Below are 24365 nucleotides of genomic sequence, written 5' to 3' on the forward strand. Positions count from 1 at the left end.
CCGCAGGTTCGCGGCTCTCTATTGATGGCCCGGCTATCCAGCCGCCGGACCACGCTCGTCAACGCCTGAGCGTGACGATGCGAATTACTTCGCGCCCAGCGCCAGTTTGGCGACTTGTGGCGCAGGCTGGTAGCCCGGAATGACTTGTCCGTCAGCCAAAACGATGGCCGGCGTGCCGTTCACGCCAATCGACTGACCGAGGGCGAACTGTTTGGAAACCGGGTTCTCGCACTTGGCGGCCTTGATTTCCTTGCCATCGACCATTTTGTCCATGGCGGCTTTCTTGTCCTTCGAGCACCACACGGCTTGCAGCTGTTCGTCACCCGGCGATCCCAGGCCCTGACGCGGGAACGCCACGTAACGCACTTCGATGCCGCGCTTGTTCAGCTCAGGCACTTCGGCGTGCAGCTTGTGGCAGTACGGGCACGTGGTGTCGGTGAAAACGGTGATGTGCGACTTGGTTTCGCCCACAGCCGGGTAAACCACGGTCTCGGCCACCGGGATTGCATTGATCAGTTTGGAAATGCCCAGGCGCTCGGTCTTCTCGGTCAGGTTGACCGGTTTGCCGTCCTTGAGCTGGAACATGTAGCCCTGAACGATGTACTGGCCGTCGGCGCTGGCGTAGAGCACGCGGCTGCCCTTGAGCTTGACTTCGTACAGGCCCGGCAGCGGGCTGGCGGTGATGGTGTCCACCGGCACGTCGAGCTGGAGGTTTTCCAGGCTTTGGCGAATCGCTTTGTCGGCCGCGTCATCGGCGACGGCAAAGGTGCTGACCAACGCAATGGCTGCGGCGGCGAAAATCTGGGTCAGACGCATGAGAACTCCTGAAGGCGGACAAATGGAACGATCAGAACGCCCGTGCCGGAACACCGGGTCATAACCGCCCATCGTGCAAACCGGCAAAGCCTACCACATAAGGCTCCCGTGGCCGAATGCGCCTGTCGCAAGACAAATGGCGCTCAGCCGCGCGGGTGATGTTTGGCATGCAGATCCTGCAAACGTGCCCGGGCGACGTGGGTGTAGATCTGCGTGGTCGACAGGTCGCTGTGGCCCAACAGCATCTGCACCACCCGCAAGTCGGCGCCATGGTTGAGCAGGTGTGTGGCAAACGCGTGACGCAAGGTGTGCGGCGACAACGACTTGCCGATCCCGGCGACCTTGGCCTGATGCTTGATGCGGTGCCAGAAGGTCTGGCGGGTCATCTGTTCGCCGCGCTGACTGGGGAACAGCACATCGCTGGGGCGCCCGCCCAACAATTCGCCACGACCGTCGCGCAGGTAGCGCTCGACCCAGACGATCGCCTCCTCGCCCATCGGTACAAGGCGCTCTTTACTGCCCTTGCCCATCACCCGCAGCACGCCCTGACGCAGGTTGACCTGCTCCAGAGTCAGGCTGATCAGCTCTGTGACACGCAGACCACAGGCATACAAGACTTCGAGCATGGCGCGGTCGCGCTGGCCGATGGCTTCACTCAGATCCGGTGCCTTCAGCAGCGCTTCAACATCGGCTTCCGACAGGGATTTGGGCAATGGCCGACCGAGTTGCGGCATATCGACGCGCAAGGTCGGATCGACCGAAATCAGTTTTTCCCGCAGCAGGTAGCGATAAAAGCCACGTACCCCGGAGAGAAATCGCGCAGTGGAACGAGGTTTGTAGTTCTGTTCCAGACGCCAGGCCAGGTGATCGAGGATCAGTTCGCGACCGGCATTGATCAGTTCGAGACCTTTGTCCTGCAACCAGCCGTTGAACAGCGCGAGATCGCTGCGATAGGCGTCGCGGGTGTTGTCGGAGAGACCTTTTTCCAGCCAGAGGGCGTCGAGAAACTGGTCGATCAGTGGGTGGTCGATGGCAGGCATGGGCGCTCAAGTCACGCAGGCTTGGCCTGCGCGCAAATAAAGAGTGAACGGTTGAAATGGCCGCTAGTCTTTCATAGCCCGCTATTTCAAGGAACAGGGAGCTTCAATGAACGAGCAGCAAATTCTGTTGGCTTTCGGTGGTATCGGTGCCGCCGCACTGGGCTGCCAATGGCTCGCCTGGCGCCTGAAGCTGCCGGCGATTCTGTTTCTGCTGCTGACCGGGATTCTGGCGGGTCCGGTACTGGGCTGGCTCGACCCGCAGGAAATGTTCGGTCCGCTGCTGATGCCATTGGTGTCGCTGGCCGTGGCGCTGATTCTGTTTGAAGGCAGCCTGACCCTGCATCTGTCGGAATGGCGGGAGGTCGGCAGCGTCGTGCATCGCCTGGTCACAATCGGAGCGCTCTCGACCTGGGTAGTGATTGCGGTCGCGACCCACTGGCTGCTGGGCTTTGACTGGCTGCTGGCGATCCTGTTCGGCAGCTTGACCCTGGTCACCGGGCCGACCGTGATCGTGCCGATGCTGCGCGTGGTGCGGCCGAAGGCTTCAATCGCCAACATCCTGCGCTGGGAAGGGATCGTGATCGACCCGATCGGCGCACTGCTCGCGGTGGTGGTCTACAGCTTCATCATCGCCCGGGCCGAAGGCCATGGCCTGGAACAGAGCCTGTTGACGTTTGGCGGGGTGATTGTCTGCGGCAGCGTGTTCGGCATTGCCGGTGGCTGGCTGCTCGGCACGATCATCCGGCGCCAATGGCTGCCGGAGTATTTGCACAATCTGGCATCGCTCGCCGCGGTGCTGGGGATATTCATCGCTGCCAACCAGACCATGCACGAGTCCGGGCTGCTGGCGGTGACGCTGATGGGCATGTGGCTGGCAAACATGAAGGGCGTGGATGTGCGGCACATCCTGCACTTCAAGGAAAACCTCAGCGTGCTGCTGATTTCCGGGTTGTTCATTTTGCTGGCGGCGCGACTGGACCTGAACGCGTTGATCGGTCTCGGGCCGCTGGTGCTAATTCTGTTGCTGGTGATTCAACTGATCGCCCGGCCGTTGAACGTGGCGTTGAGTACCGCTGGTTCGAGTCTGAGTTGGCGTGAGCGTGCACTGTTGAGCTGGATTGCTCCACGCGGGATCGTCGCGGCGGCGGTTTCGGCGATCTTTGCGATTCGCCTGGATGAAGCGGGTCATGAAGGCGCGCTGTTGCTGGTGCCGCTGACTTTCGCCGTGATTATCGGCACAGTCGTGCTGCAAAGTGCGACTGCCCGGCCATTGGCGCGCCTGTTGAAGGTTGCGGAGCCTGCGCCCAGCGGCTTCCTTATCGTCGGGGCGAACGGGCCTGCGCGCCTGCTCGGCAAGTCGCTGCAGCAGTTAGGCAGCCGGGTGCTGCTGACTGATTCGAGCTGGGAAAACATCCGCGCGGCGCGCATGGAGGGTTTGCCGACCTACTTCGGCAATCCGGCCTCGCAGCATGCCGACGCGCATCTGGATCTGGTCGGACTGGGGCATTTGCTGGCGCTGTCACCGTCCGGCGAACTCAATACCCTGGCAGCCATGCGCTTTCGTCATGACTTTGGCCATCAACGCCTGTTCGGGCTCGCCAGTGGGCAGGAGAGCCGCCGCAGCGACAAGCACCGCGCCAGCCTTGAACATCGCGGCAATCAACTGGGGAGCGAGGCGCTGACTTACGCCAGGCTCGCCAGCCAATTGGGTCAGGGCGCGGATCTGTACAGCACGACGCTGACTGACGGATTTGGCTGGGACGATTACCGTGCATTACATGGCAACCGCGCGACACTGCTGTTCATGCGCGATGACAGCGGCTGGGTGCATGTGGTGTCGCCGGAAACCGTGCTGAAGCCGGGGCCGGGGTGGACGTTGCTGGCGCTGATTCAGCCGGAGGATGTCAGCGCCTGACAGACCGGATCGCGGGCAAGCCCGCTCCCACAGTGTCCCTGTCGAACTCAATATCAGCGAACAACACAAAACCTGTGGGAGCGGGCTTGCCCGCGAATGCCGCGCCTCGGTGCCGGATCAGGCCTCAAAACCCGGCAGCACCGGCACCGGACGCTTGTCATCATCAATCGCAACAAAGCTGAACTGCCCGTGAATGGCTTTCTCACGGCCGTCGCAGCTCATGCTTTCGACGAAGACTTCCACCTCGACCTTGAGACTGGTGTTGCCGACCTTGATCACCCGCCCGACCAGTTCGACGATGGAACCCGCCGGGATCGCATGATTGAAATCGATGCGGTCGGTGGACACGGTCACCAAAGGCAAACGGCAAAACCGCGTAGCAGTGATGAACGACACTTCGTCCATCCAGGCCAGCGCAGTGCCGCCGAACAGGGTGTTGTGGTGATTGGTGGTCGGCGGGAAAACCGCCTTGGTCACGCGGGTCACCGAGAGTTCGGTGCGGCGTTCGATTTCTTGCTCGCGAGGGGTCATGGGTCAGGCCTGGAACGGAATGCTGTGGATAAATTGCGGGCAACAAAAAAGCAGCCCGTAGGCTGCTTTTTTCTGCATCGGAAGCTGGACTTAAGCCAGTTTTTCCTTGATGCGAGCTGCTTTACCCGACAGGTCGCGCAGGTAGTACAGCTTAGCTTTACGTACGTCACCGCGACGTTTGACAGCCATGCTGTCGATCTGCGGGGAGTAGGTCTGGAAAGTACGTTCTACGCCAACACCGTTGGAGATTTTACGAACGGTGAACGCACTGTTCACGCCGCGGTTACGCTTGGCGATTACAACGCCTTCGAACGCTTGTAGACGGGAACGATCGCCTTCCTTCACTTTCACCTGAACGACGATGGTGTCGCCCGGGGCAAAGGTAGGGATTTCTTTGGTCATCTGCTCTGCTTCGAGTGCAAGGATGATTTTGTTGGTCATGCTGTGCTCCTAAGGTAAATCGTCTGATCTACCATCGATACGTTGTTAACTATCGTCCCGCTCGCGGATGTATTCCTCGAGCAGCTTCTTCTCTTCTCCAGAAAGCGAGCGGCTTTCCAGAAGATCGGCGCGTCGTTCATAGGTCCTACCAAGGGACTGCTGTAAACGCCAACGCCGGATATGCGCGTGATTGCCACTCAGCAACACGTCGGGAACACGCTGATCCGCATACACCTCAGGTCGGGTGTAGTGCGGGCAATCCAGCAGACCATCCGTAAAGGAATCTTCCTCAGCGGAATCCGCATGCCCTAAAGCTCCGGGCAGCAGTCGTGTAACCGCATCGATCATGACCATGGCCGGCAGCTCGCCGCCAGACAACACATAGTCACCAATCGACCACTCTTCATCGACATGAGCATCAATAAAACGCTCGTCAATGCCTTCATAGCGACCGGCAATCAGGATCAATGCATCCGATTTCGCCAGTTCGCGTACCGCCGACTGAGTCAGTTGACGGCCTTGGGGGGACAGGTAAATCACCTTCGCCGCCTCCCCGGCTGCTGCCTTGGCCTGAACCAGAGCATCTTCCAGGGGCTTGATCTTCATCACCATGCCCGGACCACCGCCAAACGGGCGATCGTCCACAGTGTGATGCCGATCCGTCGTGTAATCCCGCGGATTCCAACAGGTCAGCTGCAAGAGCCCCTGTTTGACCGCTCGACTGGTGATGCCGTAGTCGCCGATGGCGGAAAACATCTCGGGAAACAAACTGATCACTTCTACGCGCAAGTTAGCCACGCTTAGAAGTCCGCGTCCCAATCCACCTTCATCTCGCCCGCTGCGAGGTCGACTGCCAACACGCATTGCTCCGTATAGGGCAACAGGCGTTCGCGATCATCCAGGCTGCCAGCGCAAGGCTTGACTACCATTACATCATTGGCGCCGGTTTCCAGAAGATGATCGATTTTCCCGAGCAATTGCCCAAGAGTGTCGATGACCTTCAGACCTTCCAGCTGGTACCAGTAGTACTCGCCTTCGGTCAATTCAGCGAACAGATTGCGCGGCACGCAGATCTCGTAACCGGCCAGAAGACGAGCTTCTTCACGATCATCAAGACCTTTGAGCTTTGCGACCAGGAACTTGTCGCTCCCGCGTCCACTGACCAGCTCGACCTGTTTGACATTACCTTCGCGCTTGAGCGTCCAGGTTTTGTACTGCAACAGGTTTTCAGTCGGATCAGTAAAGGAATAAACCTTCACTTCGCCGCGAACGCCGTGAACAGAATAAATTTTGCCAATAACGATCAAATCATCGGCAACAGCAGGCGTCGCGTTCATATTGCTCAGGCCGCAGCCTTAGCCGATTCCTTCAGCAACTGAGCAACACGCTCAGAAGGCTGTGCACCAACGCTCAGCCAGTAGGCTACGCGCTCTTGGTTCACGGACAGACGGATTTCCTGACCACGGGCAACAGGGTTGAAGAAACCAACCTGTTCTTTGTGGGAGCCGTCACGCGGGTTACGCGAGTCGGTTACGGTCAGGTGGTAAAACGGGCGCTTTTTGGAGCCGCCAAGGGCAAGACGGATTGTTAGCATGTGAACATCGTTCCTGTAGTCGGTGCTGCAAATCTAAATGCACAGCGGGCATGGGTGCCCGAAAGGCCGCATATTCTAAGGAATATCCGGACTTTTGCAAATGACTTTTTCCGGCGCCTATGGCATGCCGTGCAGATTTGCATATGGGGCCGTCGTTCAAAACGGCCGGTCAGCTCCCGCCGAGTGCGGGTTTGCTGTTGATCCTGCGTCCTTGCAGGGTCTGCGCCGGTGCGACGACCGGCGAAGGCTTTACATCTTTGGCATGCCGCCGCCGGGCAACATACCGCCCATGCCGCGCATCATTTTCGCCATTCCGCCCTTGGCGGAGAATTTCTTCATCATCTTCTGCATCTGCTTGTGCTGCTTGATCAAGCGACCGATGTCCTGCACCTGAGTGCCGGAACCCATGGCGATCCGGCGCTTGCGCGAACCGCTGATCAGCTCAGGGTCGCGGCGCTCGGCCGGGGTCATGGAGTTGATGATGGCTTCCATCTGTTTGAACTGCTTCTCTGCGGCGTTCTGGGCGTTGCCCATTTGCGAGAGATTGACGCCGCCGATATTCGGCAGTTTGTCCATAAGGCCGCCAAGGCCGCCCATGTTTTTCATCTGTTGCAACTGATCGCGGAAGTCTTCGAGGTCGAAGCCCTTGCCCTTCTTCAGCTTCTTGGCCAGTTTGTCGGCCTTGTCCTTGTCGAGGGTCGCTTCAGCCTGTTCGATCAGGCTGAGCACGTCGCCCATGCCGAGGATCCGCGAAGCGATCCGCTCAGGGTGGAACGGATCGAGCGCTTCGCTCTTCTCGCCCATACCGATGAACTTGATCGGCTTGCCGGTGATCGCGCGAACGGACAGCGCGGCACCGCCACGGGCATCACCGTCGACCTTGGTCAGAATCACGCCGGTCAACGGCAGTGCATCACCGAAGGCCTTGGCGGTGTTGGCCGCGTCCTGGCCGGTCATGGCGTCGACCACGAACAGGGTTTCGACCGGGTTGATCGCAGCGTGGAGCGCCTTGATCTCGCCCATCATCTCTTCATCGATGTGCAGACGACCGGCGGTGTCGACGATGACCACGTCGATGAATTTCAGTTTTGCTTCTTTAATAGCCGCGTTGGCGATGTCGACCGGTTTCTGGCTCAGGTCGGACGGGAAGAACGTCACGCCGATGTCATTGGCCAGGGTTTCCAGCTGTTTAATAGCAGCAGGACGGTAGATGTCCGCCGACACGACCATGACCGACTTCTTCTTGCGCTCTTTAAGGAAGCGCGCCAGCTTGCCGGCAGTGGTGGTTTTACCCGCGCCCTGCAGACCGGCCATCAAAATGACAGCGGGCGGCACGGCGCTCAGGTTCAAGTCTTCGTTGGCCGCGCCCATCAGGCTTTCGAGTTCGGCCTGGACGATCTTCACGAACGCCTGGCCCGGCGTCAGGCTGCGCGACACCTCGGTGCCGACAGCGCGCTCCTTGACCGAATTGACGAAGTCCTTGACCACCGGCAGGGCGACGTCGGCTTCGAGCAACGCCATGCGCACTTCGCGCAGGGTGTCTTTGATGTTGTCCTCGGTCAGCTTCGCCTTGCCGGTGACATGGCGCAGCGTCTGCGAGAGACGGTCGGTTAAGTTTTCAAACATTGCGCGATCCTTTCAGGCCCTGTGTAGACCGGGATAATGGCGGCCCAGACCGGATTCAACATGTGCTCGGCGAGCCTGCGGCGTGGGCAGGTCGCGGATTATAGCGAAGACTGCGTCCGGCGGACACCTCGCCGTCGGGTCACGTGGTCTTTCGTGCAATAGCGGTTCTATGCCAAACTCAGCGCCTTTCGGGCTTGCCTAACAGGACTTATGCTCCCCTTGTCACCGAGTTTGCTGACCACCCTCGCCGCCGCCTTTCTCTATGCCGCTGCGACTCTCTATCAGGGCACCCGCCTGGCCACTGGCGCCAAGGCCAACAAGCGCCTGCTGGTCTCGCTCGGCGTCCTCGCCGTGCTGGCCCACAGCGCCAGCCTGCTTACGCATTTATTGACGCCGATCGGTCTGGGCCTGGATTTCTTCAGCGCATCGAGCCTGATCGCCGCCGCTGTCATCGCCCTGACCCTGCTGGCCTGCTCGCGGATTCCGGTGGAAAACCTGCTGGTGCTGCTGTTCCCGTTGGGTGCGATCACGGTGTTGCTGGCGCAGTTCGCGCCGGCAGGCACGGTGCAGATCATCGACGAAGAGCCGGGCATCCTCGCGCACATTCTGTTGTCGATCCTCGCCTACGGCATGTTCACCATCGCTGTTTTTCAAGCCTTGTTGCTGTTGGTGCAGGATCACCAGCTCAAGCACAAGCACCCGTCCGGGCTGATCAAGAACTTCCCGCCACTGCAAACCATGGAAAGCCTGCTGTTCGGTTTCCTCTGGGCAGGCTGGACTTTGCTGTCGCTGTCGCTGATCTCCGGCTGGCTGTTCGTCGAGAACCTGTTTGCCCAGCATCTGGTTCACAAAACCCTGCTGGCCTGCCTGGCCTGGGTCGTGTTCAGCGTCCTGCTGTGGGGCCGTAACCGCCTCGGCTGGCGCGGGCACAAGGCAATCCGCTGGACCCTCGCCGGTTTCTGCCTGCTGATGCTCGCGTATTTCGGCAGCAAACTGGTTCGTGAATACATCCTGCACATCTGACGGGCGGCATAAATGGACGGTTTGCCCATAGGGCCGATGCTCGCGGTATTTGTCCTGCTGATTCTTTGGTCGGGACTGTTTACCGCCATCGAAGTGGCGCAACAGCATCTGTTGGCGCAACGCACCGCTTCGCGCGCCAGTGACAAACCACTGGCAAAACTCAGCTTCCCGCTCGACAGTCTGATCCTGTGCAACACCCTGTGCCGCGCCCTCGCCGTCATTCTGGCCACGCTGCTGGCAATCTTTCTCTGTGAAGAAAATGGCCCTTGGGCGGCTTGCCTTGGTGCCGGCGCCTTGCTGCTGGTTTTTGCCGACTACTTTCCCCGCGCCCTCGCCCAGCGTTATCCGGATGCGGTGCTGTCGTTCGGCAATACGCTGCTGGCGGTCCCGCTGAAGGTTGTTTACCCGCTTGCCTGGTTGCTCAGCCGCATCAGTGGTTTGCTGGTGCGCCCGTTCATCCGCAAGACCCAGGTGGTGCAACAGAGCGAAGACGATGTACCGGCGGAGCGTCATGACGATCCGGATCATCCGGTGCGTCCGCACCCGGTTTCAGGCATCCATGCGCTGGACAACATCACGGTCAATGACATTCTGGTGCCGCGCAGCGATGTCGACGGCATCAACCTCGACGATCCGATCGAAGAAATCATCGAACAATTACGCAAGAACCGGCGCACTCGCCTGCCGGTCTTCCACAGCGATATCAATCAGGTCGAGGCGGTGCTCAACACCCGGCAGATCCGTCACCTGCTGGACAATGGCAGTCTGACGCGCGAAGCCTTGCTGGCGGCCAGTTACGAGCCGTATTTCGTCCCTGAAAGCACCCCGCTGCAACTGCAACTGCTGAACTTCCACAAGCAGCAGCGGCGTCTGGGCATGGTGGTGGACGAGTACGGCGAAGTGCTCGGCATCGTCACCCTGGAAGACATTCTCGAAGAAATCGTCGGCGAATTCGAAAGCGAGCACAGCCTCGACAACCCCCACATCCACCCGCAAGCCGATGGCCGCATGGTGATCGATGGCGCGGCGTCGATCCGCGAGCTGAACAAATGCCTGGGCTGGCACCTGCCCAGCGACGGCCCCCGGACCCTCAATGGCCTGGTGACCGAGGCGCTGGAAACCATCCCGGAAAGCGCGGTCTGCCTGAAGATCGGCCGCTATCGCCTGGAGATTCTCGAAACCGAGGAGAACCGGGTGAGCAAAGTCCTGATCTGGCACACCACTTCCGCCCCGGCGCTGGCCACGGCCCGCTAGACAGCCCCTTGTTCAATCGTTAGCCACCTTCCTATAATCGCGGTGCTTACCCAAGCCCCGCCGAACCGCGTGCTTACCCCGCACCCGACAAATTCCGGCCGGTTCATCGGCAATATCCGCATCACACCGACGACTGTTCCTACCTGAAGCAGCGATCGCGCCTCATCCCACATCCCTGGGTGTTCGACCATAATAATTCGCTCCAACGGAGCTCATGACTGTCAGGGATCACCGCATGACGACCAGTACCGCTTACAGCGACACCACGCCTGCCCAACCGACCAACTCCGCCACCCGCGTGGCGACGGCGAGTTTCATCGGCACGGCCATCGAGTTCTATGATTTCTACGTCTACGCCACCGCCGCTGCGCTGGTGATCGGGCCGGTGTTTTTCCCGCAGACCTCCGGCACGGCGCAGATGCTCTCTGCATTCCTGACCTTCGGCATCGCTTTCCTCGCCCGACCGTTGGGCTCGGCACTGTTCGGCCACTTCGGCGACCGGATCGGGCGCAAATCGACTTTGGTGGCTTCGCTGTTGCTGATGGGTGTCTGCACCACGCTGATCGGCGTGTTGCCGGGTTACGACAGCATCGGGGCCTGGGCACCGATCCTGCTTTGCGTGCTGCGCTTCGGCCAGGGTTTGGGATTGGGTGGCGAATGGGGTGGCGCGGCACTGCTGGCCACCGAAAACGCCCCGAAAGGCAAACGGGCGTGGTTCGGCATGTTCCCGCAACTAGGCCCTTCGATTGGTTTTCTGGCCGCCAACGGTCTGTTCCTGACCTTGGCCATGAGCCTGAGCGACGATCAGTTCCGCAGCTGGGGCTGGCGTATTCCGTTCCTGCTCAGCGCAGTGCTGGTGATGGTCGGGCTGTACGTGCGCCTCAAGCTCCACGAAACCCCGGTGTTCGCCAATGCCATCGCCCGCCAGGAGCGAGTGAAAGTGCCGCTGGTCGAGCTGTTCAGCCAGTACTGGGCGCCGACGCTGCTGGGCGCCGCCGCCATGGTGGTGTGTTACGCCCTGTTTTACATCTCGACCGTATTTTCCCTGAGCTATGGCGTATCAACATTGGGTTACAGTCGCGAAACCTTCCTCGGGCTGCTGTGCTTCGCAGTACTGTTCATGGCAGCCGCCACGCCTTTGTCGGCGTGGGCCAGTGATCGCTACGGGCGCAAGCCGGTACTGATCGTCGGGGGCGTGCTGGCGATTCTTTCCGGGTTTCTGATGGAGCCGCTGCTGACTCAGGGCTCGACCTGGGGCGTGGCCCTGTTCCTGTGCATCGAGCTGTTTCTGATGGGCGTGACATTCGCCCCGATGGGAGCATTGCTACCGGAACTGTTTCCGACGCACGTGCGGTATACCGGCGCATCGGCAGCCTACAACCTTGGCGGCATTGTCGGAGCCTCGGCGGCGCCGTTCTTCGCGCAGAAACTGGTGGCGATGGGTGGTTTGAGTTACGTCGGCGGGTATGTATCGGCGGCAGCGGTGCTCAGCTTGATCGCTGTGCTGTGCCTGAAGGAAACGCGCAATAACGATTTGAATCAGGTTGCCTGATCTTAGATCAAAAGCTTCGCGAACAAGCTCGCTCCCACATTGTCCGTGCCACACACATAATTTGTGAGTGCCGCCGAACTTGTGGGAGCGAGCTTGCTCGCGATGGATGTGACTCGGTTTACAGCTCTACAACAACAGCCTGGGAAGCACGGGTCGCTTTGGCGCGAGCGGCCTCAATCGACTCGTCACGGGCCAGCGCAACACCCATGCGGCGCTGACCATTGACTTCAGGTTTGCCGAACAGACGCAGCGCGGTATCCGGTTCGCTCAGCGCAGCGCCGAGGTTGGAGAATGCGGTCTGGGTCGACTGGCCTTCCACCAGAATCACCGCCGAGGCCGATGGGCCGAACTGACGGATCAGTGGCACCGGCAGGCCGAGGATCGCCCGGGCGTGCAGGGCGAATTGCGACAGGTCCTGGGAAATCAGGGTCACCAGACCGGTATCGTGCGGACGCGGCGACACTTCGCTGAACCACACCTGATCGCCCTTGATGAACAACTCGACACCGAACAGACCACGACCGCCCAACGCCTCGGTCACAGCTTTGGCAACGCGCTCGGATTCAGCCAGTGCGATTGGGCTCATGGCCTGTGGCTGCCAGGATTCCTGGTAGTCACCCTTCTCCTGACGGTGGCCGACCGGTGCACAGAAAGTCGTGCCACCCACGTGACGCACGGTCAGCAGAGTGATTTCGTAGTCGAAATCGATGAAGCCTTCGATGATCACGCGACCTTTGCCGGCGCGACCGCCCTCTTGGGCGTAATCCCAGGCTTTCTGCACGTCATCGGCGCTGCGCAGCAGGCTCTGGCCCTTGCCCGACGAACTCATCACCGGTTTGACGACGCACGGGAAACCCAGGTCCTCAACGGCTTTGCTGTAATCCTCGAAGGTGTCGGCGAAGTGGTACGGCGAAGTCGGCAGGTCCAGCTCTTCGGCGGCCAGACGACGAATGCCTTCGCGGTTCATGGTCAGTTGCGCGGCGCGAGCGGTCGGGATCACGGTGAAGCCTTCGGCTTCCAGTTCGACCAGAGTGGCGGTGGCGATGGCTTCGATTTCCGGCACGATGAAGTGCGGTTTCTCGGCTTCGATCACTGCACGCAGGGCGGCGCCGTCGAGCATGTTGATCACGTGGCTGCGATGGGCAACCTGCATGGCCGGCGCATTGGCGTAACGGTCGACGGCGATCACTTCAACGCCCAGGCGTTGCAGCTCGATCACCACTTCCTTGCCCAACTCACCACAGCCACACAGCAATACGCGGGTCGCGGTCGGCGACAATGGAGTTCCGATACGGGTCATCTCAGGTCCTCAAAGAAGCGGATCATCGAGGAAAGCAACGCCATACGCGCTTTCCATGGGGAGAAAGCGCGGCATTTTACATGAACCTGAGGGTTTGGCTTCAGCCGGCGACAGCCTGTTTGCGTTCACGCCAGGCCATGATCAGCCAGACCGCAGTCACACCGGCGAACTTCGAGGCCAGCGCGGTGATAAGCACCGGCGGTGTCAGCAGGTCGATCATGCCGAAGAAGATGAAGGTATCGAGGGGAATGCTCAGCGCCGAGCTGATCCACAACCGGTCACGCAGCGGACGCTTGGTGATGGTAAACACCAGCCAGTCTATGCACTCGGAAACCGCGAATGCCGTGGCGCTGGCCAACGCAATCGACGGATCGGACGTGACATAGGACAGCACCAGCGCCGCCAGCATCGCCACAATCGCGCCGTGGCCGAAACGGATCTGCACCATGTCGCGCAACACGAACACCAGTCCGCCCCAGGCCGACCAGATGATGTCCAGGTGCGGCGCAGTGGAGAAGGCGAAGTTGATCAGCACGACGCTGCTGATGTAAGCGATGAGGAAAATCATGGGCGTGACCTGTCAATTTGGCGCACAGGTTACTTCAGCCCTTCGATGGCGCCAATCAAATCGGTTATTGCCCTGGCGTTTTGCCGATCATCCAGACCAGGCCGCTGGCCTTCGCCCGTTCATGACAGAGCCCGAGTACAACCCGGCGTTCGTCATTCGTCATGCGGCTCCAGCGGGTGATTTCCTCTACCGTGCGTTGGCAACCGGTGCAAATGTCGTCTTCGTCCAGCGCGCAAATGCTCACGCACGGCGAGGCGACGGGTCTTTCCGGGGTTGTCATTCTTCCTGCTCGACCAAATCGCGCGCATAGCGCTGGGAGTTGTGCACATAGTGCGCGGCACTGGCTTCGAGCATCTTCTTCTGCGGCTCGGTCAGTTCGCGCACCACCTTGCCCGGCGAGCCCATCACCAGCGAACCGTCCGGGATTTCCTTGCCTTCACCGATCAGCGAGTTGGCGCCGATGATGCAGTTCTTGCCGATCTTCGCGCCGTTGAGGATGACGGCGTTGATGCCGATCAGGCTGTAGTCGCCGACCGTGCAGCCGTGGAGCATGGCGTTGTGGCCGATGGTCACGCCGGTGCCGATGGTCAGTGGATAGCCCATGTCGGTGTGCATCACCGTGCCGTCCTGCACGTTGCTGTTCTTGCCGATCAGGATCAGTTCGTTATCGCCGCGCAGCACAGCGTTGAACCAGACGTTGGCGCCCTCTTCCAGTTTGACCTTGCCCACGAGCACGGCGTTGGGGGCGACCCAGCTCTGCGGATGGGTTTCGACACGGGCGTCGCCCAGGCGGTATTTCATCTTGTTTTCCTCAGAGCTCACGATGGCTGGCCATTCGAGCGATGGCTTCAGGTATTGATAAAGCTTTTGGGCGGCTGATGCAGGCTGATTTTGGCGTCATAGAGCAGGTTGATCAACTCGACGATCATGATCGCCGTCAACCCCCAGATCTTGTATTCGCCGTAACGATAGCTCGGCACGTACCAACTGCGACCCTGATAGTCGATGCGGTGGGTGTGTTCGCGCGGATCCTTGCGGAAGAACTCCAGCGGCACACTGAACACCGCAGCAATCTCGGCATCATTGGCCTGGTATTCGACAAAATCGGGAATCACCCCGACATACGGCGTGACCTTGATGCCATGCAGGGAGATCAGCGGACTGAGCGGACCAATCACTTCGACCAGTCCCGGCGGCAGGCCGATTTCCTCTTCGGCTTCACGCAGGGCGGTGAAGATCAGGTCCGGGTCTTCGGGATCCCGTCGCCCGCCAGGAAAGGCGACTTCGCCGCCGTGGGTCGAGAGCCCGCTGGCGCGCAGGGTGAGGACAAGTTCGGGTTCGTCACTGCGAGTAATCGGCACCAGGACAGCGGCCTCGGGGAAACGCGTGTCGGTCTCCAGCGTGCGCGGCGTGTGATTGCTTACCCGGTGCAGTAGCTCGTCCAGCATAAGTGTTCTCGATCGGTGCCTTACCCTGCATCATGCACCAATCATTGCGACCGCCCAAGCCCCGAACAGGCGTCATGTCGCGAAACGACAACTTGCCGACTGACACCGCTGCACGCCAAGATAGGCGCAGCATTCAGGAACCCCAGCATGAAATTTTGCAGCCAGTGCGGCAACCCGGTCACCCAGCGCATTCCCGAAGGCGACTCGCGGCTGCGATTCGTCTGTGACAGCTGTCAGACGATTCACTATCAGAACCCCAATATCGTGGCCGGTTGTGTACCGACCTGGGGCAGCAAAGTCCTGCTGTGTCGCCGCGCCATCGAGCCACGCCTCGGTTACTGGACGCTGCCCGCCGGCTTCATGGAGAACGGCGAGACCATCGAGCAGGCCGCTATTCGCGAAACCGCCGAGGAAGCCTGCGCCCGGGTGCGCAACCTGAGCATTTACACCCTGATCGACGTGCCGCATATCAGTCAGGTGCACGTGTTTTTCCGCGCCGAGCTGGCGGATCTGGACTTCGCCGCCGGCCCCGAAAGCCTGGAAGTGCAACTGTTCGAAGAAGCGGACATTCCCTGGGACGAGCTGGCTTTCCGCACAGTGGGCCGTACTCTGGAATGCTTCTTCGCTGACCGGCGCGTCGAGGTCTATCCGGTTCGCTCCGAATCGATCCCGCCGCTCACTCAACCGGTCATCACTTGATTTCGACGGCGGCCGGCCGATAACCGGCTAACGCAGCCCGCGACAGCGCCTGCACACTATCTATAAATAAAGTAGCTGCTTCATTTCTGGGGAATCGTTTCAATGCGCTGGTTGCTTGCCCTGTTCTGCCTGTCGTTCGTCACCGTCTCCCAAGCGTCATTCGTGACCACCGTGACGCCTTCGAACTCCCCGCTCATCGAAAAAGTACTGGTGCTCAAATCGGCTCATCAACTGCAGTTGATCGCCGACGGCAAGCCACTCAAGAGCTATCGCATTTCCCTGGGCAAGGGCGCGAAAAAAGGCCCGAAGCTGATTGAAGGCGACAAACGCACACCGGAAGGTTTCTATTGGATCGACTGGCGCAAGACCAGCGACAAATTCAACCTGTCGATGCACATCTCCTACCCGAACATCAGCGACTCCGCCCGCGCCCGCCGCGAAGGCGTCGAGCCTGGCGGAATGATCATGATCCACGGCACGCCGGACTCCGAGGACAATCCCGAACAACTGTTCCACACCCTGGACTGGACCGACGGCTGCATTGCCATGCGCAACGTCGACATGCGCGAAGTCTGGAACCTGGTGCCGGATGGCACGATGATCGAAATCCGCCCCTGATTCTGTCACCCAGGGAGCACGCTCCCGAGGGGCCGCAAAGCGGCCCTTTCTCCCGACCATTGGTCGCTCGCAAAAAAATAAATCAAAAAGATCGCAGCCTGCGGCAACGTCCGAACGGTGATACCACTTTCACCCGCCAGAACTACCGCAGACTGCGATCTTTTGCTTTCCAGGCCTCACCTCTAATACCACTTCAAACCACCCACCCTGAAACACCCGAATCCAAAGGACTACAGGCCTTTCCGACGCGTTGACATGGTATGCAAGTGGTATTAGTTTTTGCCGAAATACCGAGCGACAACAATCCTATATCAGCGCCGGAAATGCCTTACATGAACGACCTCCACGCCCTACGCCCTGACGACTCCCAGCCGACGCCGCTGTACCTGCAACTGGCGCGCAACCTGGAAGCGGCGATCCATGCCGGCCAGTGGAAAGCCGAACAGGCGATGCCGTCGGAGCGCAATCTCAGCGAGATGCTGGGGATTTCCCGGGTCACCGCGCGCAAGGCACTGGAAGTCCTGCTCGATCAAGGTTTGATCCGCCGCCTGCAAGGTTCCGGCACCTTCATCACCCCACGTCTTGAACAACCGCTGTCGCGCCTGTCGGGTTTCAGCGAGATGCTGCGCCTCAAGGGCTTCGTGCCCAGTTCGCAATGGCTCGAGCGTGAGGTCACCCTGCCCACCCACGAAGAATTGATCCGCCTGGGCCTGTCACCGAACGACAAGGTCGCGCGCATGAAACGCCTGCGCAAAGCCGACGACACGGTGATGGCCATCGAGATGAGCACTCTGCCCGCCTCGATCATGCCCAAGCCTCAGGTGGTGGGCGATTCCCTCTACGAACACCTCGACAGCATCGGCAAACCGATCGTGCGTGCCTTGCAGCACATCCAGGCAATCAACGCCTCGGACGAGTTCGCCGCTCTCGTCGGCATCGCCCCCGGCACCGCGATGCTGCTGATGACCCGGGTCGGCTACCTGGAAGACAACACGCCGATCGAAGTCACCGACACCTATTGCCGCAACGACTACTACGACTTTGTTGCAGAGCTTCGCCGCTGATCAGCAGCCAGGCCAAACGAGAGAAGCGAAATGTCTGAAGACAACATCCTTACCGCTGACGGCTGGATCCGCGGCCGGCTGATCCACGAACACGGCAGAGTCGTGTCGATCGACGGCGTGCCTTGCGATCCGGCGACCAATGACCTGCCGTATCTGCTGCCGGGTTTCATCGACCTGCACGTCCACGGCGGTGGCGGCAAGGACATCATGGAAGGCGCCAGCGCGTTCGAGACCATCACCAAGACTCACGTGCGCTTTGGCACCACTTCGCTGCTGGCCACCACCATGACCGCGCCGAGTGCCGAGATTGCCAGCGTGCTCAAGGAGGTCGGCGAGTTCTGCGAACAGCGTCCGAAAGGCGCCGCCCGGGTGCTCGGCGTTCACCTCGAAGGTCCGTACATCAATCCCGGCAAGCTCGGCGCCCAGCCGAACTTCGCCCACACCGCGTTGATGGCCGAAGTCGAAGACTATCTGGCGCTGGCGCCGATCCGGGTGATCACCATCGCCCCGGAAATCGCCGGCCATGACGGTTTGATTCGCGAACTCAGCAGCCGTGGCATCCGCATGCAGATCGGCCACACCCTCGGCAGTTACGAGGAAGGCGTCGCCGCCCTCGAAGCCGGCGCCACCAGTTTCACCCACTTGTACAACGCCATGAGCCCGCTGCATCACCGCGAGCCGGGCATCGTCGGCGCGGCGCTGGCCCACGCCAAATTCGCCGAGCTGATTCCGGACTTGCTGCACGTTCACCCGGGCGCGATCCGCGTGGCCCTGCGCTCGATTCCGTGCCTTTACTGCGTCACCGATTCCACCGCCGCCGCCGGCATGCCCGATGGCGAGTACAAGCTCGGCAGCCACACCGTCACCAAATGCCTGGGCGGCGTTCGCCTGCCCGACGGCACCCTGGCCGGCAGCACCCTGACCATGGATCAGGCCCTGCGCAATCTGGTGAAGATCGGTCTGCCGATCGCCGAAGCCTCGCAACGTCTTTCGCAATTCCCCGCCGACTACCTCGGCATCACCGAACGCGGGCGCCTTGCACCAGGCGCCTGGGCCGACTGCGTGCGGCTGGATCGCTCACTCACACTGACCGCCGTCATGGTCGAAGGAGAAGACATTGACTTCAAAAATGCTTGAGGAGGCGCTGTCCTCTTTCGAGGCCGTGCAAGCCCAACTGCAACAGCTCGACCCGCAAATGATCGAGATCGCCGGGCGCCTTCGCCGTCAGCCGCCGCAAGTGGCGATGACCGTCGCCCGTGGCAGCTCCGACCATGCGGCGAGCTACTTCGCTTACCTGACCATGCAGCAACTGGGGATTCCGGTGGCGTCGCTGCCGATGTCAGTGGTGACCATGCAGCAAGCGCCGTTGAAGGTCAGCGGTCAGGTCGCGTTCGCGTTCTCCCAATCGGGCCAGAGCCCGGATCTGGTCAACAGTCTGCGTCTGCTGCGCAAGCGCGGCGCCCTGAGCGTGTCGATGGTCAACGCCGCCGATTCGCCGCTGGAAGCCGCGTGCGAATTCAGCCTGCCGCTGCTGGCCGGCACTGAAAGCAGCGTCGCCGCAACCAAGAGTTTCATCGCCACCCTCAGCGCCAGCGCCCGTCTGATCGCCCACTGGAAAGAAGACAGCGAATTGCTGGAAGCGCACAACGCCCTGCCCGAAGGCCTGCGCGAAGCTGCGCAACAGGACTGGAGCCTGGCCATCGACGCCCTGCGCGATTGCGAGCGGTTGATGGTGATCGGCCGTGGCGCGGGTTTCGCCATTGCCCAGGAAGCCGCACTGAAATTCAAGGAAACCTCGGCGATCCAGGCCGAAGCCTTCAGCAGCGCCGAAGTCCGCCACGGCCCGATGGCCCTGATCGACGAACATTACCCATTGCTGGTGTTCGCCCCGCGCGGTGCCGAACAGGCCGGTCTGCTGAGCCTGGCGGCCGAGATGCGTCAGCGCGGCGCCCGCGTGCTGCTGGCCGCGCCGGATGACGTCAGCGAACGCGACCTGACCCTCAGCCGTGCCGAGCATCCGGCCCTCGATCCGATCCTGGCGATCCAGAGTTTCTACGTGATGGCGGCCGGTCTGGCCGTGGCCCGTGGCATGGACCCGGATCAGCCGCGACACCTGAGCAAAGTCACCCGTACGCACTGAGTCCGAACCGAACGTTTTCCTGATGAGACCGAGCCATGCACAACAACAATAAAGAGCTGACTTTAAGCGCCCCGCTCAGCGGCCCGGTGCTCACGCTCGCCAAAGTCCCGGACGCGGTGTTCGCCAGCGGCGCGATGGGCGACGGCATTGCCATCGATCCGCTGAACGACACCCTGTATTCGCCCTGCGCCGGCGTGGTGATCCACGTCGCCCGCACCGGCCATGCACTGACCGTGCGCGCCGACAACGGCGCCGAGCTGTTGCTGCACCTCGGCCTGGACACAGTGGAGTTGCAGGGCGAAGGGTTCTCGATGCTGGTCAAGGAAGGCGCGCGGGTCAGCAATGGCCAGCCGCTGCTGCGCTATGACCTGGACAAGGTCGGCCGCCAGTGCAAAAGCCTGGTCAGCCTGCTGATCCTGACCAACAGCCAGGATTTCCAGGCGCGCCCCATCACCCTGAAAACGGTGAAGGTGGGCGAGCCGCTGCTGCACATCGTCGCTCGTCACAGCGCAGCGGCGAACACAGAAGAACTCGGCGGCCCGGAAGTTCACGGCCACGTGCAGGTCGCCCATCGCGGCGGCCTGCATGCGCGCCCCGCGGCGTTGATCCGTCAGACCGCGCAAGGGTTCAAGAGCCAGTCGCAACTGCATTTCGCCGGCAAATCGGCGCCGTGCAACAGCCTCATCGGTTTGATGGGCCTGGCGATTGGCGAGCAGGACGAAGTGCAGGTCAGTTGCCAGGGGCCGGACGCACAGGCTGCGTTGCAAGCCTTGCTCACCGCGTTGGCCACCGCCCTGCCCGAAGATCATCACGCCGCTGCACCGGTAGCCGCCACCCCACGCAATCGCCCGGCCGAGGCTGGCGTGTTGCACGGTGTTTGCGCCGCACCGGGCCTGGTCGGCGGGCCGCTGTTTCGCCTGAACGCGATCAGCCTGCCGGCGGACAGCGGCAATCATCAGCCCGAGCAACAATTGCAGATCCTCGACACCGCGCTGAATCAGGTTCGCAGCGAAATCGACGGCACCCTCGCCCAGGCGAAAAAACAGCGCAATGCCGACGAAGAAGCCATCTTCGCCGCGCATCTGGCCTTGCTGGAAGACCCGGCCCTGCTCGACGCCGCCCAGCAATCGATTGAAACCGGCACGGCGGCGACTCACGCCTGGAGCCAGTCCATCGACGCGCAATGCGAGGTGCTGCAAAACACCGGCAGCGCGCTGCTGGCCGAACGCGCCAACGATCTGCGCGATCTCAAGCAACGGGTGCTGCGTGCCCTGCTCGGTGAAGCCTGGCATTACGACGTGCCGGCCGGCGCCATCGTCGCCGCCCACGAACTGACACCGTCGGACCTGCTGCAACTGAGCGCACAGGGCGTCGCCGGTTTGTGCATGGCCGAAGGGGGCGCGACTTCCCACGTGGCAATTCTGGCCCGGGGCAAAGGCCTGCCGTGCATGGTCGCACTGGGCTCGGCGCTGCTTGATCAAGCGCAAGGCCAATCTGTGGTCCTCGACGCCGACGGCGGTCGCCTCGAACTGACGCCGAATGCCGAGCGTCTGGCCGAAGTCCGCCAAGCGCAGATCGACCGCCAACAACGGCGCGATGCCCAGCAGGCCCAAGCCCATCTTCCGGCGGAAACCCGCAACGGCGTATCCATCGAAGTAGTCGCCAACGTTGCGTCCAGCCATGAAGCGGCGGATGCGCTTGCCAACGGCGCCGACGGCGTCGGCCTGTTGCGCACCGAGTTCCTGTTCGTCGATCGCCACACTGCGCCGGACGTCGAAGAGCAACGCACCGCCTATCAAGCGGTGATCGATGCCATGGGCGACAAGTCGGTGATCATCCGCACCATCGACGTCGGTGGCGACAAGCAACTCGACTACCTGCCGCTACCCGTGGAGGCCAACCCGGTACTCGGCCTACGTGGCATTCGCCTGGCCCAAGCCCGCCCGGAAATCCTCGATCAGCAACTGCGTGCGTTACTGCAAGTCAGCCCGTTGCAGCGCTGCCGGATCCTGTTACCGATGGTCACCGAGGTCGACGAACTGCTGCACATCCGCCAGCGGGTCGATGCGCTGTGCCTGGAACTGGGCATCAATCAACGTCCGGAAATCGGCGTGATGATCGAAGTCCCGGCCGCCGCCTTGCAGGCCGAGCAACTGGCCGAGCACGCGGACTTCCTGTCCATCGGCACCAACGACCTGTCGCAATACACCCTGGCCATGGACCGCGACCACGCGGGCCTCGCCGCTCGGGTCGATGCCTTGCACCCGGCGCTGCTGCGCCTGATCGCCATGACCTGCGAAGGCGCGGCGGTGCATAAACGCTGGGTCGGCGTGTGCGGCGCCCTGGCTTCCGATCCGCTGGCGACGCCGGTGTTGATCGGCCTGGGTGTGACCGAACTGTCGGTGAGCCCGGTACAGATCGGCGAAATCAAGGACCGCGTGCGCCAGCTGCACGAAGCCGAATGCCAACGCCTCGCCCGGGACTTGCTCAAGCTGAGCAGCGCCGCCGCAGTGCGTCACGCCTGTCATCAACATTGGCCTCTGCGCTAACAAAAACAACAAGGACAAACGCCATGTACCAACTCTTCATCGAAGGCCTGCAACGCCTCGGCCGGGCGCTGATGCTGCCAATCGCGATCCTGCCGATCGCCGGCCTGTTGCTGCGCCTGGGCGACACCGACCTGCTGAACATCGCGATCATCCACGACGCCGGCCAGGTGATCTTCGCCAACCTGGCGATGATCTTCGCCATCGGCATCGCGGTCGGTTTCGCCCGGGACAACAACGGCACCGCCGGCCTCGCCGGGGTGATCGGTTACCTGGTGATGATCTCCACCCTCAAGGTGCTCGATGCGAGCATCAACATGGGCATGCTCGCCGGGATCGTCAGCGGCCTGATGGCCGGCGCGCTGTACAACCGCTTCAAGGACATCAAGCTGCCGGAGTACCTGGCGTTCTTCGGCGGCCGGCGCTTTGTCCCCATCGTTACCGGGTTCAGCGCGGTCGGTCTGGGCGTGCTGTTCGGCTACATCTGGCCGCCGATCCAGCACGGCATCAACAGCTTCGGCACCCTGCTGATGGAAAGCGGCAGCTTCGGCGCCTTCGTCTTCGGCGTGTTCAACCGCCTGCTGATCGTCACCGGCCTGCACCACATCCTCAACAACATGGCGTGGTTCGTGTTCGGTAACTTCACCGACCCGACCACCGGCGCGCTGGTCACCGGCGACCTGTCCCGCTACTTCGCCGGCGACCCGAAAGGCGGCCAGTTCATGACCGGCATGTTCCCGGTCATGATCTTCGGCCTCCCCGCCGCCTGCCTGGCGATGTACCGCAACGCCCTGCCGGAGCGCCGCAAAGTCATGGGCGGGATCTTCCTGTCGATGGCCCTGACCGCGTTCCTCACCGGCGTCACCGAACCCATCGAATTCGCCTTCATGTTCCTCGCACCGCTGCTGTTTTTGCTGCATGCGCTGCTGACCGGATTGTCGATGGCAATCACCAACGCACTGAACATCCACTTGGGCTTCACCTTCTCCGGCGGATTCATCGACATGGTGCTGGGTTGGGGACGCTCGACCAACGGCTGGCTGGTGGTGCCGGTAGGCCTGGCGTATGCGGTCATCTACTACGCGGTGTTCGATCTCTGCATCCGCCGCTTCAACCTGAAAACCCCGGGACGCGAAGACGTCGCCACCGCCGACAAAGCGGTCCTGACCGAAAACGAACGCGCCGGCGCTTACATCAAGGCACTCGGCGGCGCGGAGAATCTGGTCACCGTCGGCGCATGCACCACGCGTCTGCGACTGGAAATGGTCGATCGCAACAAAGCCTCCGATGCGGACTTGAAAGCACTGGGCGCGATGGCCGTTGTACGTCCGGGCAAGGGCGGCAGCCTGCAGGTTGTTGTGGGGCCGATGGCCGACAGCATTGCCGACGAAATCCGCCTGGCGATGCCCGCACTGGGCCGAGCCGTAGCGAATGCTCCTGTCGCCGACGTCGAAACCAGCGAGCCTGTCGCAGTCTCCACACCTCAGGCCCAACAATGGTTGACCGCCTTGGGTGGCAGCGACAACGTGCTACAACTCGACTGCATCGCCATGAGCCGGATCCGCCTGCAACTGGCCGATGGCAAGGTGCTGTCGGAAAGCCGATTGAAAGAGCTTGGATGTCTGGGTGTGAGCGCGCTGGAAGATGGCGTGTGGCACTTGCTGGTGGGCCAGCGGGCGCAGAGCTTGAGTGCGGCGTTGGAGGGGTTGGTTAATCGGAGTGAGGTGAGTGCAAAAGTCTGATGGTTGCCATCAAGTTTTGACTTTAAGCGGTCAAAACCAGGAAACCCGGCCTTGGCCGGGTTTCTTGTTCCATTTGAGGCAACCACCGCAGGACCAGGACTTCCGAGGGGCAAGCTGAAACCAAATGGAAAGATTCGGTAAATCCCACACCTCTTTAAACATTCGGAAATGGAACGCGGAGCGTCCCGGGCTGCATTCCCACGCGGAGCGTGGGAACGATCAAGCAGTACGCAGTTGCCTTCTGCCTTCTGCTTCTTGCTTCTTGCTTCTTGCTTCTCGCTTCTTGCTTCTTGCTTCTCGCTTCTTGCTTCTTGCTTCTCGCTTCTTGCTTCTCGCTTCTCGCTTCTCGCTTCCCACCACTCAACACGATGAGCGTTAGCTCGAGTACCGCTTTTGACGTGCCGGCCCCATCGGAAGGCTGAGTGGAGGGGTTTATCCGGGGGTGGGA

At 61.3% G+C, this 24365-nt stretch carries 24 protein-coding genes; 11 read left to right on the plus strand and 13 right to left on the minus strand.

Annotated features, from left to right (window positions below; translation table 11 throughout):
* Nucleotides 1-84: 84 nt before the first annotated feature.
* A complete protein-coding gene (gene dsbC / locus CAF63_RS22305; protein WP_007954633.1) occupies nucleotides 85-816 on the minus strand; it encodes a bifunctional protein-disulfide isomerase/oxidoreductase DsbC in 732 nt (243 codons plus the stop codon).
* A 143-nt stretch (nucleotides 817-959) separates the two neighbouring features.
* On the minus strand, nucleotides 960-1856 hold the full coding sequence (gene xerD / locus CAF63_RS22310) for a site-specific tyrosine recombinase XerD (protein ID WP_085609146.1): 897 nt from the start codon (nucleotides 1854-1856) through the stop codon (nucleotides 960-962).
* A 106-nt stretch (nucleotides 1857-1962) separates the two neighbouring features.
* On the opposite strand from xerD, the gene CAF63_RS22315 reads away from it, so the two are divergent.
* Nucleotides 1963-3771 (plus strand): sodium:proton antiporter, encoded by a 1809-nt coding sequence (locus tag CAF63_RS22315; protein ID WP_085688887.1) that lies wholly within the window; start codon nucleotides 1963-1965, stop codon nucleotides 3769-3771.
* Nucleotides 3772-3888: 117 nt separating this feature from the next.
* On the opposite strand, the gene CAF63_RS22320 is transcribed toward CAF63_RS22315, so the two are convergent.
* From CAF63_RS22320 to ffh, 6 genes are all read right to left on the minus strand, one after another.
* Nucleotides 3889-4302, minus strand: coding sequence for an acyl-CoA thioesterase (locus CAF63_RS22320; RefSeq protein ID WP_085688890.1), 414 nt, complete (start codon nucleotides 4300-4302; stop codon nucleotides 3889-3891).
* A gap of 90 nt (nucleotides 4303-4392) precedes the next feature.
* A complete protein-coding gene (gene rplS / locus CAF63_RS22325; RefSeq protein ID WP_003175895.1) occupies nucleotides 4393-4743 on the minus strand; it encodes a 50S ribosomal protein L19 in 351 nt (116 codons plus the stop codon).
* A gap of 45 nt (nucleotides 4744-4788) precedes the next feature.
* Nucleotides 4789-5541 carry a tRNA (guanosine(37)-N1)-methyltransferase TrmD gene (gene trmD / locus CAF63_RS22330; protein WP_085688893.1) on the minus strand — a complete coding sequence of 251 codons (753 nt, stop codon included), beginning with the start codon at nucleotides 5539-5541 and terminating at the stop codon, nucleotides 4789-4791.
* Between the two features lie 2 nt (nucleotides 5542-5543).
* The gene (gene rimM, locus CAF63_RS22335) at nucleotides 5544-6080 is read right to left on the minus strand and encodes a ribosome maturation factor RimM (RefSeq protein WP_085688896.1); all 537 of its coding nucleotides are present in this window, start codon (nucleotides 6078-6080) and stop codon (nucleotides 5544-5546) included.
* 5 nt (nucleotides 6081-6085) lie between these two features.
* On the minus strand, nucleotides 6086-6337 hold the full coding sequence (rpsP, locus tag CAF63_RS22340) for a 30S ribosomal protein S16 (RefSeq protein WP_003185073.1): 252 nt from the start codon (nucleotides 6335-6337) through the stop codon (nucleotides 6086-6088).
* 249 nt (nucleotides 6338-6586) lie between these two features.
* Nucleotides 6587-7963: a signal recognition particle protein gene (ffh, locus tag CAF63_RS22345; protein ID WP_007954627.1), complete on the minus strand. Its 1377-nt coding sequence runs from the start codon at nucleotides 7961-7963 to the stop codon at nucleotides 6587-6589.
* Between the two features lie 210 nt (nucleotides 7964-8173).
* Here ffh and CAF63_RS22350 point away from each other — a divergent pair, with 210 nt between their 5' ends.
* The 3 genes from CAF63_RS22350 (at nucleotide 8174) to CAF63_RS22365 (ending at nucleotide 11792) form a co-directional block, all read left to right on the plus strand.
* The gene (locus tag CAF63_RS22350; RefSeq protein ID WP_085688899.1) at nucleotides 8174-8986 is read left to right on the plus strand and encodes an inner membrane protein YpjD; all 813 of its coding nucleotides are present in this window, start codon (nucleotides 8174-8176) and stop codon (nucleotides 8984-8986) included.
* A gap of 12 nt (nucleotides 8987-8998) precedes the next feature.
* Complete coding sequence (locus CAF63_RS22355; RefSeq protein WP_085688902.1) at nucleotides 8999-10240, plus strand: transporter associated domain-containing protein; 1242 nt, start codon at nucleotides 8999-9001, stop codon at nucleotides 10238-10240.
* A gap of 235 nt (nucleotides 10241-10475) precedes the next feature.
* A complete protein-coding gene (locus tag CAF63_RS22365; RefSeq protein ID WP_085688908.1) occupies nucleotides 10476-11792 on the plus strand; it encodes an MFS transporter in 1317 nt (438 codons plus the stop codon).
* A 118-nt stretch (nucleotides 11793-11910) separates the two neighbouring features.
* Here the strand turns inward: CAF63_RS22365 and purT are convergent, their stop codons facing one another.
* The 5 genes from purT to CAF63_RS22390 all read right to left on the minus strand — a co-directional run bounded on the left by purT (nucleotide 11911) and on the right by CAF63_RS22390 (nucleotide 15108).
* Nucleotides 11911-13092 (minus strand): formate-dependent phosphoribosylglycinamide formyltransferase, encoded by a 1182-nt coding sequence (purT, locus tag CAF63_RS22370; RefSeq protein ID WP_085688911.1) that lies wholly within the window; start codon nucleotides 13090-13092, stop codon nucleotides 11911-11913.
* A gap of 100 nt (nucleotides 13093-13192) precedes the next feature.
* Nucleotides 13193-13660, minus strand: coding sequence for a preQ0 transporter (locus CAF63_RS22375; RefSeq protein ID WP_007954619.1), 468 nt, complete (start codon nucleotides 13658-13660; stop codon nucleotides 13193-13195).
* A gap of 64 nt (nucleotides 13661-13724) precedes the next feature.
* Nucleotides 13725-13940, minus strand: coding sequence for a DUF1289 domain-containing protein (locus CAF63_RS22380; RefSeq protein ID WP_007954618.1), 216 nt, complete (start codon nucleotides 13938-13940; stop codon nucleotides 13725-13727).
* Complete coding sequence (locus CAF63_RS22385; protein WP_007954617.1) at nucleotides 13937-14461, minus strand: gamma carbonic anhydrase family protein; 525 nt, start codon at nucleotides 14459-14461, stop codon at nucleotides 13937-13939. The genes CAF63_RS22380 and CAF63_RS22385 overlap by 4 nt, the downstream gene beginning before the upstream one ends.
* A 47-nt stretch (nucleotides 14462-14508) precedes the next feature.
* Nucleotides 14509-15108 (minus strand): CoA pyrophosphatase, encoded by a 600-nt coding sequence (locus CAF63_RS22390; protein WP_085608172.1) that lies wholly within the window; start codon nucleotides 15106-15108, stop codon nucleotides 14509-14511.
* A 147-nt stretch (nucleotides 15109-15255) separates the two neighbouring features.
* On the opposite strand from CAF63_RS22390, the gene CAF63_RS22395 reads away from it, so the two are divergent.
* The 7 genes from CAF63_RS22395 (at nucleotide 15256) to nagE (ending at nucleotide 23917) form a co-directional block, all read left to right on the plus strand.
* Nucleotides 15256-15807, plus strand: a complete 552-nt coding sequence (locus CAF63_RS22395) for an NUDIX hydrolase (protein ID WP_085688913.1) — start codon at nucleotides 15256-15258, stop codon at nucleotides 15805-15807.
* A 102-nt stretch (nucleotides 15808-15909) separates the two neighbouring features.
* Nucleotides 15910-16425 carry a murein L,D-transpeptidase family protein gene (locus CAF63_RS22400; protein WP_085688916.1) on the plus strand — a complete coding sequence of 172 codons (516 nt, stop codon included), beginning with the start codon at nucleotides 15910-15912 and terminating at the stop codon, nucleotides 16423-16425.
* Nucleotides 16426-16757: 332 nt separating this feature from the next.
* Nucleotides 16758-17489 (plus strand): GntR family transcriptional regulator, encoded by a 732-nt coding sequence (locus CAF63_RS22405; protein WP_085688919.1) that lies wholly within the window; start codon nucleotides 16758-16760, stop codon nucleotides 17487-17489.
* Nucleotides 17490-17519: 30 nt separating this feature from the next.
* Nucleotides 17520-18626 (plus strand): N-acetylglucosamine-6-phosphate deacetylase, encoded by a 1107-nt coding sequence (nagA, locus tag CAF63_RS22410; protein ID WP_085688921.1) that lies wholly within the window; start codon nucleotides 17520-17522, stop codon nucleotides 18624-18626.
* Complete coding sequence (locus CAF63_RS22415; RefSeq protein WP_143492484.1) at nucleotides 18607-19629, plus strand: SIS domain-containing protein; 1023 nt, start codon at nucleotides 18607-18609, stop codon at nucleotides 19627-19629. The genes nagA and CAF63_RS22415 overlap by 20 nt, the downstream gene beginning before the upstream one ends.
* 35 nt (nucleotides 19630-19664) lie before the next feature.
* The gene (gene ptsP / locus CAF63_RS22420) at nucleotides 19665-22178 is read left to right on the plus strand and encodes a phosphoenolpyruvate--protein phosphotransferase (protein ID WP_085688927.1); all 2514 of its coding nucleotides are present in this window, start codon (nucleotides 19665-19667) and stop codon (nucleotides 22176-22178) included.
* Between the two features lie 23 nt (nucleotides 22179-22201).
* Entirely contained in the window at nucleotides 22202-23917 is a 1716-nt protein-coding gene (nagE, locus tag CAF63_RS22425) for an N-acetylglucosamine-specific PTS transporter subunit IIBC (protein ID WP_085688930.1), read from the plus strand.
* Nucleotides 23918-24365 lie beyond the last annotated feature (448 nt).

It is taken from the genome of Pseudomonas sp. B20(2017) (assembly GCF_002113125.1).
Classification (GTDB): domain Bacteria; phylum Pseudomonadota; class Gammaproteobacteria; order Pseudomonadales; family Pseudomonadaceae; genus Aquipseudomonas.